15 protein-coding genes are annotated in these 14,706 nt (G+C 43.3%); 3 read left to right on the top strand and 12 right to left on the bottom strand.

Annotated elements, in window-relative coordinates; translation table 11 throughout:
- Positions 1 to 795: 795 nt before the first annotated feature.
- Positions 796 to 1,041: a YgjV family protein gene (locus FR741_RS18675; RefSeq protein WP_005397186.1), complete on the top strand. Its 246-nt coding sequence runs from the start codon at positions 796 to 798 to the stop codon at positions 1,039 to 1,041.
- A 98-nt stretch (positions 1,042 to 1,139) separates the two neighbouring features.
- Here FR741_RS18675 and FR741_RS18670 read toward each other — a convergent pair whose 3' ends face one another.
- Both FR741_RS18670 and FR741_RS18665 read right to left on the bottom strand, forming a co-directional pair.
- Positions 1,140 to 1,421, bottom strand: a complete 282-nt coding sequence (locus tag FR741_RS18670) for a DUF2218 domain-containing protein (RefSeq protein WP_167427419.1) — start codon at positions 1,419 to 1,421, stop codon at positions 1,140 to 1,142.
- Between the two features lie 42 nt (positions 1,422 to 1,463).
- Positions 1,464 to 3,470 (bottom strand): TonB-dependent siderophore receptor, encoded by a 2,007-nt coding sequence (locus FR741_RS18665; protein WP_167427418.1) that lies wholly within the window; start codon positions 3,468 to 3,470, stop codon positions 1,464 to 1,466.
- A gap of 116 nt (positions 3,471 to 3,586) precedes the next feature.
- Here FR741_RS18665 and FR741_RS18660 point away from each other — a divergent pair, with 116 nt between their 5' ends.
- Complete coding sequence (locus FR741_RS18660; protein ID WP_174856107.1) at positions 3,587 to 4,555, top strand: helix-turn-helix domain-containing protein; 969 nt, start codon at positions 3,587 to 3,589, stop codon at positions 4,553 to 4,555.
- 87 nt (positions 4,556 to 4,642) lie between these two features.
- Positions 4,643 to 5,029 (top strand): Cu(I)-responsive transcriptional regulator, encoded by a 387-nt coding sequence (gene cueR, locus FR741_RS18655; protein WP_012842332.1) that lies wholly within the window; start codon positions 4,643 to 4,645, stop codon positions 5,027 to 5,029.
- 54 nt (positions 5,030 to 5,083) lie between these two features.
- On the opposite strand, the gene vctC is transcribed toward cueR, so the two are convergent.
- From vctC to rbsB, 10 genes are all read right to left on the bottom strand, one after another.
- Complete coding sequence (vctC, locus tag FR741_RS18650) at positions 5,084 to 5,839, bottom strand: iron chelate ABC transporter ATP-binding protein VctC (protein ID WP_005397181.1); 756 nt, start codon at positions 5,837 to 5,839, stop codon at positions 5,084 to 5,086.
- Between the two features lie 2 nt (positions 5,840 to 5,841).
- On the bottom strand, positions 5,842 to 6,792 hold the full coding sequence (gene vctG, locus FR741_RS18645; RefSeq protein WP_012842333.1) for an iron chelate uptake ABC transporter permease subunit VctG: 951 nt from the start codon (positions 6,790 to 6,792) through the stop codon (positions 5,842 to 5,844).
- On the bottom strand, positions 6,785 to 7,720 hold the full coding sequence (gene vctD / locus FR741_RS18640; protein ID WP_041853077.1) for an iron chelate uptake ABC transporter permease subunit VctD: 936 nt from the start codon (positions 7,718 to 7,720) through the stop codon (positions 6,785 to 6,787). Before vctD ends, vctG begins: the two co-directional genes overlap by 8 nt.
- A gap of 22 nt (positions 7,721 to 7,742) precedes the next feature.
- Positions 7,743 to 8,651 carry a siderophore ABC transporter substrate-binding protein gene (locus FR741_RS18635; protein ID WP_005397174.1) on the bottom strand — a complete coding sequence of 303 codons (909 nt, stop codon included), beginning with the start codon at positions 8,649 to 8,651 and terminating at the stop codon, positions 7,743 to 7,745.
- Between the two features lie 163 nt (positions 8,652 to 8,814).
- Positions 8,815 to 9,495 (bottom strand): Crp/Fnr family transcriptional regulator, encoded by a 681-nt coding sequence (locus FR741_RS18630; protein ID WP_006741007.1) that lies wholly within the window; start codon positions 9,493 to 9,495, stop codon positions 8,815 to 8,817.
- Between the two features lie 132 nt (positions 9,496 to 9,627).
- Positions 9,628 to 10,359 carry a nucleoside phosphorylase gene (locus FR741_RS18625; RefSeq protein ID WP_167427416.1) on the bottom strand — a complete coding sequence of 244 codons (732 nt, stop codon included), beginning with the start codon at positions 10,357 to 10,359 and terminating at the stop codon, positions 9,628 to 9,630.
- Positions 10,360 to 10,369: 10 nt separating this feature from the next.
- Positions 10,370 to 11,101: a nicotinamide riboside transporter PnuC gene (pnuC, locus tag FR741_RS18620; RefSeq protein WP_005397168.1), complete on the bottom strand. Its 732-nt coding sequence runs from the start codon at positions 11,099 to 11,101 to the stop codon at positions 10,370 to 10,372.
- A gap of 500 nt (positions 11,102 to 11,601) precedes the next feature.
- Entirely contained in the window at positions 11,602 to 12,624 is a 1,023-nt protein-coding gene (locus FR741_RS18615; RefSeq protein WP_167427415.1) for a substrate-binding domain-containing protein, read from the bottom strand.
- A gap of 33 nt (positions 12,625 to 12,657) precedes the next feature.
- Positions 12,658 to 13,575: a ribokinase gene (rbsK, locus tag FR741_RS18610; RefSeq protein ID WP_005397162.1), complete on the bottom strand. Its 918-nt coding sequence runs from the start codon at positions 13,573 to 13,575 to the stop codon at positions 12,658 to 12,660.
- Between the two features lie 225 nt (positions 13,576 to 13,800).
- Complete coding sequence (rbsB, locus tag FR741_RS18605) at positions 13,801 to 14,679, bottom strand: ribose ABC transporter substrate-binding protein RbsB (protein ID WP_005397160.1); 879 nt, start codon at positions 14,677 to 14,679, stop codon at positions 13,801 to 13,803.
- Positions 14,680 to 14,706 lie beyond the last annotated feature (27 nt).

Below are 14,706 nucleotides of genomic sequence, written 5' to 3'. Positions count from 1 at the left end.
GCGGCATACTGCACACCTTTAGACGATTAGACTAAGTATCAACTCATTAAACAATCGATAAATGGCGCACTAATGAGCAAAGTAAGTAAAACTTACTAGTAGTCACAGAAATGTGACACATGTCCTAACACCGCAATATCGATTAATTATATGAAATTGATATCTTATTCCGTATAAGTGTAGTCGTTTTAAAAAAGAAGATAGATGAAAACGCTCAGCTAAACGCCAAACTACCGGTTGCAATCAATAATGGAAGAAAAGCAATAAGAATGTTGTATACACCTGAACGTGATGACAACTTAATCAATATTGGTGACGAGAAAAACGTGACGATTAAATATTGAATGACATAAATCGTTGGACAAAATATAACCATGAAAATGTGGCTCACAATATGAATTCCCGAGCACCACGAATTCGGCTTTGTCCTGATATACAGTAAAAAAAATACGAGCAAGCTAATAAGAAAATACATAAACATCACACTTGAAAATAATTATCATTTTCAATCATATGTAAATATTCCCCCACTTTCAATGATGTGAGAGCTATTAATACCATCGTTATTATCAATCAACACAATAAGTAAAATTATCAGTAATTCCCGTCCTAAACGTTTGCGTAATCGCTAACCTTCTCTTAACCTTGATTTGAGGCTTTTATCACGGTTTTTCCATTGATATAGTGCGTCCATACAACAAAAAAGACCATTCGAGGCATGGAGCTTCCTCATTAATCTCAAGATGAGAAGAATTGGTACCGACAAAATTCGGCAGATTTTAAGAGGGTCAAAAAATGGACATGAATATGGTTGAGATTTTAGGTTATGCAGCTTCAATCATGGTCGCAATTTCGCTAACTATGAAAGATATTGTTAAGCTTCGTATCCTTAACTTTATTGGTTGTGCGCTATTTACTGCTTACGGACTAATGATTGATTCTTGGCCTGTAGTATTAACTAACGGCTTTATTGCTTGCGTTAATATCTACTTCCTAGCAAAAATGCAACAGGAAAAAAAAAGCCTAGAATCTAGAGCCTAAAAAGCAATAGCATTCGAACAATAAAAGCCCGCGAATGATAAGATCGCGGGCTTTTTGCTTTTAATGCGCTCTCACTTTCTGCCCATTCATCAACAGCGCTAGCGAACCCAGTTAAGTGCTAATGTTTCTCGACGAGAGAACATGTCTACATGCGATGAGATTATCGCCTTCACTGTGTTCAGTTTCTCTTCTGAATCCGCCTCACAAATAATGGTCAAGCTAGACTCGCAAAGAGCAAACTCCGCTTTTCCCGTCGGGAATGTCACCAAACCGCTGCTTTCATTCCAAGTAGCAGGAACCTTTCGTCCAAAATGCCGACAAAGCGTCACTAAATATTTGTCAGCGTGTTCGCTATCTATTCGGGTGCTTTCTTTAATCATGAATTTACTCGTGTTTTGAAGCGCCCCCTCTCGGGAGCCCTATTAGAATTGATAAGCAGCAGAAAGTTTGAAGTTGCGACCCGGCTCGTAGTCATCAAGCGAGAAGCCACGTGCAGTACCCGAACGAGACGCATGAGAGCTGTACAACTCGTCAAATACATTATCAATACCAAAGGTCACCGACAGTCCCTCAATATCAGACGGCACCCATTGAGCATATAGATTATGTACATCATAGCTTGCTTTCTTTGGCTGACCATCAAAGACGTTGTCTTCCTCTAGAACAAACATTGAGTTCCACCCGAAGATCGTTTCTAAAGCGTCTGACTGGTAATCCAAAGTTAGAGCAACACTATCACCCATATCAATGCTACGCCCATTACCCCCAGCAACAGGGCCACCAGTATTCTTGTTTTTGGTGTCCGACTTAGAGTAAGAAAGTTTGCTGTTAAACTTGTCGTAGCCATAAGAAGCACTTGCCTCAAAGCCTTTAATCTCGACATCACCTAAGTTGTAAATCAGGTAAGTTTGAGTCGCGTTTTGGTACTGGTCTGCAATGTAATCATCAATTTCCGTTTGGAATGCCGTAATATTCGCTCCAAAGAAATGCTTATCAAAGGTTTTATCAAAACGGACACCACCCTGTGTGTTCAACCCCGTTTCTGGCTTTAGTCCATCCTCTAAAAATGCAACGTCTTGGTAGGCAATAAAGGTTTCCATCAGCTCAGGGCCTTTGAATAGAGAGCGTGCGCTCGCAAACAACGTCCAATCCTGGGTGACTGCCCATTCTGCTGCTAGGGCCCAGGTCACATCATCATAGTTACTCGTCCCCGTTTCAGCTTCACGTTTGTAATCATCAAAACGCATACCTGCGGTAACAAAGAAAGCATCAGAGAAGAAGAACTGATCTTCTACAAACAATGCGGTTGAAATGGCCGATTCATCCATGAACTTACGACTACCGTAGTAACTTGAAGATGTCTTATCCATGTAGTTGAAACCATAGGTGATTCGATTATCAAACTCACCTAACATAACATCCGACTGGAACTTACCATTCAAACCAAAGTTTTGGTTTTTAGCGGTGTTCTTCGATAAACGGTTCGAAGGCCAGCGAGGAGCCATAACGCTCTCATCCCGTTTAATTTCTGTCTCGGTATTATAAAGCGTGACGTTTCCCTGATGTTGTTCGCCTCGCAGCTCGTAACTCAAGGTAACGGTATCTCGGTCATAATCCGTAGGAATAAGTAACGTGCTCGATAAGCCATTGTTCGCACTACCCGACATATCAGGACGCGGACTGTAATCACCACTGTCTCGGTACATGTCATAAGAGAGCTCAAAACGATGGATGTCGTTTAGTTCATACCCCAACTTAGCCAGAATGTTGTAAACATCACCCGCAGCGCCATAGGTTTTGTTGCCGTCACCATCTTCAAAGTCATCGCGCGTAACGTAATGGCCATAAACCATCGCATCAATGTTTTCGGACAAAAGCCCGTACAGTGTCAACGAGCCTTGTTGGTTGTCGTTGGATGCATAACCGCCATAAACACGAGCACCAAACTTTTCATCGTAACGAAGTAAATCGCGAGCGTCTTTCGTTTCAAAATAAACCGAGCCGCCTAAGCCATTTTGAGTCACAGAGTTATTACCTACCTGGATATCGGCAGATTTGAGAATGTCAGGGTTTAGCGTCAAGTTACCAATGTGATGGAACATGCTCGCATGCTGAGAAGCACCATCAAGACGAATGTCCAAATCGGTTTCGCTCAAACCACGAATGGTAATACGTTGATTCACAGAGTGTGTTCCACCAACATCCACACCGGGAATATCGCGCAGTAAATCAGACATATGATCCGCTTGCTTCAGTGACATGTCGTCCGCAAACATTGACTCAGTATTGCTAGAAACTTTTGTTCCCCATACAACGACTTCTTCAAAATGTGACTCGGTATCTTGAGCTAAAACAGGGTTTGATAGCGCCATTCCCACTGCAAGGCAAAGGCTTGAAAGCTTGATAGATGAACAAGCAGGGCTTTCCATAACTTCACTCCTAAATATTAATGATAATAATTCTCATATATAATAAGCATGAGTTTTATAAATACAAAGGCGATTTGATTATGCGAAATCGCACAAGTGTTATGAGGAAGTGTCAAATGCAGGAAGTCACACCAAAACGAACTAGAATTGCCAAGATCGCTTTAACCCAAAAACTGGAAGCCACAGAAAAACAGTGGATCGTCACGCAAGGTCAACCTTGTCAAACTCAACTGGCAGAAGGCAAATTCCTATCATATCAGTACAATGATCAAATCTTTGTTCATGGTGGACGTTGCCTAGAGCTTGTTGATTCACATATTGTTTCTACTGCACACGCCTCACTGTTGGTCACTATTCTTTTAGAAGGTAAGCTCTCGTTTGGCTATGACGATTTGCAATTTGATTTAGACGCAAGCGACGGCCCTAAAGGTGTCGTGGTGAACCTACTCAAACCTGCAAACTTTCGTCGTTCACTGCTCAAAGGTAACCTCATTAATAAGATCAACATATTGGTTAAGCCCCAGTGGCTAGAGGCTCGCCTTGACCAAACCTGTCGTCATTGGTCCTTTTTTAACTCTCATCAGGCGTTTCATCCTCTAGAGCTTAACCAGGCGTTATGCGAACTGGCTGAAACGCTGACAAGCCGAGAAACACCACAAGAATTCCAAGATAAGTTGGAAGTGGAAAGCTTGATCTATCAAATTTTGCATCAAGCGACTGAGCAAATCCCCAAGAATTTCAGTGCTAATAAAAATAACCTTGAACGTCACACAGATGGTCGAGTAGATGATATTGTTAGCTATATAGAAACTCACCTTGAGCAAGAACTAAGCTTAGAAAAGTTGGCAAGCGTGTTTTCAATGAGCGTTTCAAACCTGCAGCGCCGATTTAAACAATCACTGAATATGACCGTAAATGGTTATATTCGCTTTCGTCGCCTTGAGATTGCGAGGCAACACTTGGAACGTGGCTTAGTGACGATCACAGAAGCTGCTTATGAAGCCGGATACCATCACCCTTCCAACTTCACCTGCGCTTTCAAAAAGGCATTTGGTGTACCACCGCATGAAGTGATAAAAGAGTAAAGAGGCCCCAGGTAACTGACTGTTATTTAGGAGTGTCTTATCCACAACATCGGTATATACTCGCCTTAAACGTTATGGAGGTTGAACATGAATATTGGTGCTGTCGCAAAGCTTACTGGGCTTTCATCTAAGTCGATTCGATTGTATGAAGACAAAGGGATCATATCTCCACCAGCGCGCAGCGACTCTGGCTATCGCGAATATTCAGATAATCATATTCAAGAGCTTAACTTAGTATCACGCGCAAAAAACGCAGGCTTTTCATTGCAAGAATGCAAAGAGTTTGTGCAACTTGCCCATAATCCCAACCGAAAAAGCAGCGAAGTAAAAGCAAGAACCATGGATAAGCTGAGAGAGGTTGAAGAAAAAATCGCGCACCTCATGGAGATCAAAACGCAACTTGAAGGTTGGGTTTCTTCTTGTCCGGGAGACGCTGAAAGCCGATGCCCAATCATAGACGAGCTCACCAAGTAAACTCGCCTATCTATCCTCATTGAGGAATCGCTTTCATTAAGCCCTGAGGTTGGATTAGTGGTAAGTACACATGCGCTTGCCGTTTAATTCGATAATATTAAACGGCGTTTCGTAGATATCCTCTAGCGTAGACGCCTGAATCACCTCCTCCACCGCACCACTTGCCACAACTTTGCCTTGCTTAAGCGCCAATATGACATCCGAGTAGCACGCTGCGAAATTAATATCATGAATTACCACCACCATGGCTTTGTTCATGTCATGAGCTAACCGCTGCACGACTTTCATGATCTGAAGAGAGTGTTTGATATCTAGATTGTTAAGTGGTTCATCAAGAAAAACGTAGTCTGTATCTTGTGCAATCACCATGGCAATAAACGCAAGCTGTCGCTGACCACCACTTAATTCATCCAAATATTTGTCTTGTATACCTTGTAAATCTAGATAGTCGATCGCTTGTTCAATCACCGCATGATCTTCTTTGGTCAGATTTCCTTTGGAGTATGGGAAACGGCCAAAAGAGACCAACTCCTTCACGGTAAATCGCATGGTAATAGAGTTGGCTTGACGAAGTACCGCCAGCTTTTTCGCTAACTCTTTAGTGTCCCATTCCGCAATTTCCTTGCAATCAATGATAACACTACCACCATCCCGCTCCGTTAAGCGCGAAGCCATAGATAACAGCGTGCTCTTTCCCGCGCCATTCGGGCCAATAATCGATGTTACCTTGCCCTTTTCAAACTGAGTATTGGCCTCATCAACTACTTTGTTTGAACCGAAGGCCTTCGTTAATTTGTCTATCACTATCATATTTATACAACTTTGTTTTTCAGTAATAGGTATAAGAAATACGCACCACCAATAAAGTTAATAACGACACTCAACGTCGTCTCAAAACTGAACACGTTCTCGATAATCCATTGCCCAGCCAGTAACGAGCTGATGGAGAGAAACGAACAACCAACCAGTAGCGTTTTGTGTTGGTAACTTCGGAACATTTCTCGGCTTAAGTTGGTCACCAGCAAACCAAAGAACATAATTGGTCCCACTAGAGCAGTAGAAATAGCAATCAGAACCGCCGAGATAATGAATACATTTCGCGTCACCTTAGGTACGTCGACGCCCAAACTTTTCGCATTGTCTTGGTCGAGCCAAAACACATCTAAAGTGCGATGCATACTAAATAGCAACCAACATGCAAACATCAAAGCTGGTGCACTAAAGTAAACCAAATTCACTTTGACATTATTAAAGCTGGCGTAAAGTTTCGATTGAACGATTGCAAACGTATTTGGGTCCATCAGCAAAGAGAAAAATGACGCCGCATTGGAAAATAGCTGACCAAAGATCAAGCCGACCAATAGCAACGTAATCAAGTTCTTGCTTCCTTTAGAAAAGTAAAAACCAAACAACAATAATGAAAACGACACCATTACAATTACGGCAATCGTGAAATTGACGTACAAGTTAAGAACTAAAGTACTCAAACCACCAAAAATCAGCACGATCAAAATTTGCGTCAACACATACAACGCATCAAACCCCATGATACTTGGCGTTAAAATTCGGTTGTGCGTAATGGTTTGAAATACAAGTGAAGACTGAGCAATAGCCACACCCGCTAGCACTATCGCCAATACTTTAGGAACTCTACGAGATAAAAAATACTGGTAGTTGTCAGCCGTTAGCCCAATACCAATAAACAAACATGCAAAAAGTACCGCAATGCCACCTAGCAGTAGGATTTTCGTTGAATCACGCATGTTGCTTACCTCGCAACAACATCGCGATGAATACCACACCACCCAATATGCTGATCACGATAGAGATTGGCATTTCATGAGGGAAGATAATCAAACGACTCACCAAGTCGCAACACAGCACTAAAGTCGCACCATACATGGCCGTAAGCGGAATGTTCTTTTTGAGGTTATCACCATAAAAGTGACTAACGAGGTTCGGCACAATCAGACCAAGGAATGGCAGCTGCCCCACAATCATCACGACACTTGCTGACATGATTGACACCAATAGAACGCCAATCGTGACAACCTGCTGATAATTTAACCCCAAGTTAACCGCGAAATCTTTTCCGATACCCACGGCTGAAATCCGTGCGGCAAAAAGATAGCTGAGAATAGCCATTGGTACCGCGATGTACAGCAGTTCAAAATCACCACGCAAGATGTTGGCGAAGTTTGCGACTGTCCAAGCATTCAGACTTTGAAGTGCATCGTATTTGTAAGCGATAAACGTGGTCATGGATTGGATGACATTGCCGAAAATAATCCCGACAAGAGGCACAAAAACCACACTCTTAAATTGAATGCGCTGAATAAAGAAAATAAACGCCAGCGTCCCAAATACCGAGATGCCGAATACGAGCCAAAGGTGATTGTCGTTGCCAAAGAAAACCACGCTCAGTACATAGCCCAGCATGGCGCATTCGATCGTACCGGTTGTAGAAGGTGCAGCAAATCGGTTCTGGCTGATTTGCTGCATAATAAGGCCTGCAATACTTAAGCCTGCACCAGCAAGCAGTATGGCGAATAAACGTGGTATACGGCTGGTAAAGAAAAGCTCTAACGCTTTCTCATCACCCGAAAATAACTGTTGGGGCGTCATGTTTGCCACCCCAACAAACAACGAAACCGTGCTTAAAACCACAAGGGTTAGCAATAACTTTTTCAAAGTTAACCTCTGCTATCTTGGATTACAGTTCAACGGTTTGCTTGATCTCACTGACCATTTTTTCTGTTGCAGTCACACCAGACATCGACAAGTACCACGCGTCCACATCTAAATAAGTGATTTTGTGATTCTTATATGCCGCGGTTGCTTTGACTAAGTCATTATCCATGGACTTACGAATATCGTTATCTGGCGTGCCTTTTAGCGAATTGCGGTCAACTACGAGTATATTTTTCGGGTTAGCTTCACGAATAAATTCATAAGAAATAACATCTCCGTGAGTGCCCGTTTTCACGTGTTCAACCGTTTCCAAGAAACCGAAATCGTTATAAATCACACCAAATCGTGATTGAGCACCAAACGCACTGATGTTGTCACCCATGCTTAAAATCGTTAACGCATCATTGTTATTTGATTGGTTGTAGTCACGGATTGCTTTGAATTGAGCATCTAGCGCTTCAATTTTCTGCTCTACTTTTTCTTCGATATTGAAGATTTTACCAATATTGCGCCACTGTGCTTGCGTACCTTCCCAGTAACCTTGATTCTCTTTCGCAGCAAAAACGACCGTAGGAGCAATTTCACTCAGCTCTTCATATTTCGCAGACGCTCGCGGACCAACCAATATCAAATCTGGTTTTTGCATGTAAATGGTTTCAAAGTCAGGTTCAAACAAGCTACCCGCAGAGGTGTAGTTATCTTTGCTGTATTTTGAAAGGTAGCTAGGCAGATTAGAAGAGTTAGAAACTGCAACAGGATCGATACCAAAGTTGTCCAGCGCATCTAGCGGTCCAAAGCCAATCACAACCACGCGTTCTGGTGATTGTTCTAGCTCGGTTTGACCCATGTAATGGTCAATCACAACCTTAGCAGCGAAAGAAGGAGAAACAGTAAATAGCGACAGCATAGCCGCACCGACGAATTTTTTCATTTTGTTAAGCCTTAATGAGATCTATTATCATGCGCGTTCGCAATATAGCGTTACTCTTTACTGCATTCAACAAAATTTAAGGTACTTTACATTAGTTACGCTTATTCGAGCTTCAACTATATCAAAGACTTATAAAAACCATTCATTGCAATATCTAGGTGTATCATTCATGCGCTTCGATAAATGCTTTAAGTGCAAGCTCATCAATAATCTCCAACCCGTTTTCCGTTTTTGCAATCAATCCCTTTTCAATCAAATCTTTAACTGCACGTCGATAAACACGACCAGAAGTACCAAATCGCTCAGCTTCTTGATTTACTTTGTCAAAGCCACCGAGCAATGTATTGGTTTGATTACGGACGAAAAGATCATACGCAATATTATAAGTAATGGGATGCAATAACCGATTGGTATAGATATCCATAGAGTCTTGATAATCTTCGGCCAACGCTGAAGCAAAGAACACCATCATTTCTGGATGCTTTTGTAGCGCTTCAGTTAGTTTTTGGATGCAGATGACATCAACCTGCATGTGCTCATCTGCAATCACATTCCATTGGCAAGGAGTCTGAGTGAAGTACTCCATTTCACCATAGATATGGTAGTCGCAGTTTGCCTCTCCTAATTGAAAGCGTCGCCCATTCGCGGCCAATATGCTCATTGACACTCGACCTACCGGCACAACATATAAGTACTGAAGTTGCTCACCTTGGCGGAGAATTTCTTCCCCAGCATCAAAGTAACGCGTACTAATTTGACACTGATAGATCATCTCACGAAAGGCAACGCTCTTTTTTTCAAGGTATGTTTTGAAGCGGCCAGTTGGATACGGGCTGATTTTCATTCTCTGCTCTCTCAGAAAAGTTACTGATAACTATCTCAGGTGGATTGTACCCCGTAACACCAAATAAAAAAGCGACAGTGGCCTGTCGCTTTACATTCATTGATTTATAAGAGTGACTGAAGTTAGTACGGACTACCTCTGAGCAATCAGCGCTTCTAACGCCGTCATTACAGCAAGCTTCTCACCTTGCATCATTACTTTCGCTTCATCAACGTACTGGCCAACCCCTTCTTTCACATCTTGTTGGTACAGAACGACGTTATTTAAGATCGAAGCCACATGAAGACCACGTAACCGGCCAACGGCAAACAAAGCTGAGGTTTCCATATCTGCACCTAAGACGCCCTTCTTGTTCCAGTATTGGCATATCGCATCTTCGTCATCGGTATAGAAACTGTCGTGAGAACGTACCACACCGAAATGATAACGCGCCTCTTGCACCGACAGGTAACGCTCAACTTCCTTTAATAAGGAAAAGCTTGCGTACGCCGGATAAGCCGAATCCACATACGCTCTGGAGCCGCCTTCATCTCTTACCGCACCTTCGGCAATAATCAGCTCGCCAAGCTGAATGCCTGATTGCATCGCACCTGCCGACCCAACACGTACTACATGAGTTACGCCGCACTGTTTTAGCTCTTCAACTGCGATGATCATCGATGGGGCGCCGATACCTGTGCTGCATACTGAAACAGGCTGGTCTTTGTATTTGCCAGTAAAAACACGGTACTCGCGATTTTCCGAGATCATTTCTGCATCATCCAATAATGCGGCAATACGATTAGCTCGGTCTGGCTCACCACATACAATGACGAGAGGAGCGACTTGTGTTTCATCAACACCAATATGAGGTTGTTTAGCCATTTTTCGTTCCTTATGCTGCAGCTTGAGCTAAGGTTTTATCGCCATTGCGCTTGGCGCTACGGGCCCACTCACGCGTACCATTGGCAGCAATGAACATCAAAATCGCATACTGAACGGACATCGCATAAACACCCTGTGTCGCGTAAATGCCAACACTGATGATGTTAATCACAACCCAAAGGATCCAGTTTTCCACATATTTACGTGTCATCAGAATTTGTGCAACAACAGAAAGTACTGTCATGGTTGCATCCCAAAACGGGAACGCATCAGGTTCAAGTACCGGATCAGCCAAACCTGCACCAAAGAGATTCAAGCTATCAACAGCAATGTTTGCTAATGCAAAGAAAAAAGGGTCGATGTAGATGGTTAACAACGCGATAGACACAACGCTAATAGAAGCAGTGGCGATGAGTTTCTGTTTGTTTAACCAGCGTACTTCCAGCGTTTCACCTTCCGCGTTTGGACGAGTCCACGCATACCAACCGTAAATGTTCGCACAGAAGAAAAACAGTTGAAGAAGTAATAATCCGTATAACTGAATTTGGAAAAAGATAACGGCAAAAAGAGTGACATTCAGCAAACCGAATAAGTAGTTGATGGTTTTTTCTTGGCTAGCAAACCAAATGCAAAGCAATCCAAAAACCGTACCGAAAGCTTCGATCCAACTCATTGCGTAACCGCCGCCAATTGGAATGTTAACCAGGGTGTTGTTTATATCGAGTAAGGCAAGTAGGTCCATGTCGATGTCCTTTATTATTTTGTTTGGGAATATGCCTATATTAGGGCGTGACACCTAACAAAAAGGAGGACATTTGTCCCCCTCTTGATGCACTCGATCATAATTCAGTTCAATATTTGCTTGAAAGCAATAAATGACTCAATTGAACCGCTTGGAAATTAACACGCCTAAGAATCCAAACCTAAATAGCGCTTTTTGAATGCGGAAGCTGATGCAAATAAAGCTGACGCCAAAAGTGTAATAACAAACCCAATGGCGTACTCGAATGCTTCATTCACCAAGAGCTGATAACAGCTCACAAAAAAAATCAGTATGACCGCAATAACATTAACTCGGTGAAACCAAGGATGCTTTACGGAGAACTTAGCGTAACCTTTTGATAACATTTAACTAATCCGCCAGACAACAATTAATATTTTTATTTATAATCAATGGTGATAGTAAGGCTTTATAGTATAAAGAGAAACGACTTTTTTGATTTTTTAGCTCAACATCACAGGTCATCTAGTGCTGCTTGACTTTAATATCTTGACACTTTTTCGTTCAACTAAGGTAGGTTCTAATTGCACGACTTGCGCTTCTGTTGATTTATCATCCAATTTTCGGACAAGCGTTTCCACGGCAGCTTGCCCAAGACGGTATTTAGGCTGGTGAATTGTGGTGAGTGATGGCGACATGAACTTCGCGATATGTATGTCATCGTAACCGATGATTGAAATCTGTTCCGGGACTTTAATATTGAGCTCATTTGCGGCGTTAATCACACCCATCGCCATCATATCATTGGAAACGAAAATCGAGCTGGGTAAGATGCCTCGCTGCGCCATTTTCATAAATGCTTGATATCCTCCTTCACATTCGAAGTCCGATTCAATGATCCAGTTGGCATTAAATTCCAAGCCTGCTTCGTTCATCGCACGTTTGTAACCTTCGTATCGCATTTGCGCTTGGTGTTTAATCAAAGGGCCAGTGATACATCCTATTTCTGTGTGGCCACAATCAATCAGGTATTTCGCCGCTAGGTAACCGCCACGAAGCGAGTTATCTTGAATTTTATCGCTCGTAAACAGCATCGGCCCCCAATCCATCACCACGACAGGGATATCAGGATAACGCTCAAATACATCGATACGCTCCCCTTCTAGCGAGGAGCACATCAAGATCAAACCATCGACACGCTTTTGCAAAAGCGTATTAATGGACTGGCGCATGCGTTCGTTGTCACCTTCGGTGTTACATAGAATGAGACTATAGCCTTTGTGATAGCAACTGCGTTCGACGCCTTTTACGACTTCGCCAAAGAATGGGTTGGTTGAAGTTGTCACTAGCATACCAATGGTTTTGGTACGATTGACTTTGAGGCTACGCGCCAAAGCTGATGGCGCATAGTAGTTGAGTTCTTTTGCGGCAGTATTGACGCGTTCGGAGATCTCTTCACTCACAAAACGCGTCTTGTTAATAACATGGCTCACTGTTGAAGTGGAAACCCCTGCCAGTTTTGCGATGTCTTTCATCGTCGCCATGTTATTACTCCTAATTAATGAGGCGTTTAAGCCCTATTGTGCAGCGAGAAACGCGTCCACCTCTTCGCGAGTTGGGATCGACGTCTGCGCGCCAAAGCGGGTCACAGAAATTGCAGCCGCCGCATGTGCAAACTTAATTGCTGATTCTAAAGGTAAATCCTCTAACAGGCCAGTGACGAATGCCCCATTAAACGTATCCCCTGCTGCGGTGGTATCAGTCGCGTCAACACGGAACCCCGGGATGAGCTCACCTCTACCATTTTGACTTAACCAAACACCCTTCGCACCGAGAGTGATCATGACAATTTCGATACCTTTGCTATGAAGCACATTCGCCGCTTCTTGCGCGCTGTCATTATCCGTTACCGTTACCCCCGTCAACACTTCAGCTTCGGTTTCATTTGGTGTAATGACATCAATACAAGCAAGCAGTTCGTCTGACAGTTCACGAGCAGGGGCAGGGTTTAAAATGACGTTAGTTTTTGCATCTTTCGCCACTCGCGCGGCTTTCTCAATGCCGCACATCGGCGTTTCCAATTGCATCAGCAGGTAATCCGCTTGGCGAATGCGATCTAAATCTGGCTCAATCGCTTCTGCTGTCAATTTGGCATTCGCTTCTGCTGAAATACAAATGCTGTTTTCACCACTATCCGACACTTGAATCATCGCAATGCCAGTTGGGCAGTTTGGTTGCATCTTCACACCAGTGATGTCGATGCCGTCCATATTGAAGTTTTCACGAATATTGATGCCGAACGAGTCATCGCCTACACAAGCAATAAAGCCAATATCAGCCTTGAGTCGAGCTGCAGCAACAGCTTGGTTGGCACCTTTGCCACCTGGGATAACTTGATAGTTGCGACCATGTAGCGTTTCGCCAGGGCGAGGGAAAGAAGGCACTTGAAGAACATGGTCAGCGTTTACACTACCTAACACCACTAACTTATTCATACGGTTATCCTCGGTTCTGAATGAACCCTTTTTTTGAAAAACTATTTTGGAAAATACATTAGATGACTTTAACTTCTCTTCCTAACGAAGGAGTCACGATAAAAAGTCAAAGGCATCTATACCCTGCATTTTTAAGTCTCTTGGGTATGTTTGCCCTCTCCTCCTAAACGACAGATATAAACGGAGGAGAGAGCAAAAATTAGGACGCTTTATTGAACGTCAAACTTATTTAGTCACTACTTTTAGTGGCACCGGAATGTATTCTTCTACTTTTTCACCTTTCAAGACTTTGTCAGCCGTTTCAACACCTAAAGCACCAATAAGATCTGGTTGCTGTGCGATGGTTGCTGCTAGCTTGCCACGGTTAACTGCGGCAATGCCGTCTTCCGTGCCATCAAAACCAACGATAACGACGTCTTTGCCAGAAGCTTGAACGGCGCGAAGTGCACCTAGCGCCATTTCATCATTCTGTGCGAACACCGCTTGTACATCAGGGTTAGCCGCGAGTAGGTTTTCCATCACGTTTAGGCCTTTAGTACGGTCAAAGTCTGCTGGCTGGCTGGCAAGAAGATCCATATCGCTGCCCTTCACGGCATTCATGAAACCTTCACCGCGCTCGCGCGCCGCCGATGTGCCCGCAATACCTTCAAGCTGAATTACTTTTGCTTTTTCGCCAACTTTTTCCATGATGTAGTGGCCTGCCATTTCACCACCGATCACGTTGTCGGACGCGATGTGGCTCACAACTTCACCACGGCTTGCGCCACGGTCTAGTGTCAATACAGGGATCTTAGAACGGTTCGCCATACGAATCGCATTAGACACAGCATCAGAATCCGTTGGGTTGATAAGAATTGCTTTTACACCGCGAATACTTAAATCCTCGATGTTCGACAGCTCTTTGCTCGGGTCATTTTGCGAGTCCAGTACAATTAAGTCGTACCCCAATTCTTTCGCTTTAGCTTCCGCACCGTCTTTCATCGTTACGAAGAACGGGTTGTTTAGCGTCGAAACCACAATCGCCATCGTATCTTGGGCTTGTGCCGCTACTGATACAGTGGAAGAAAGAAGTGCAGCAGAAATAAGAGTTGCAAGTTTTTTCATCGTTCTAGTCCTTTGTGTAGGGTGAGC

The organism is Vibrio diabolicus (genome assembly GCF_011801455.1).
Classification (GTDB): Bacteria; Pseudomonadota; Gammaproteobacteria; order Enterobacterales; family Vibrionaceae; genus Vibrio; species Vibrio diabolicus.
Note: the sequence above shows the minus strand (reverse complement) of the source record. Positions and strands in the feature narration are given on the sequence as shown.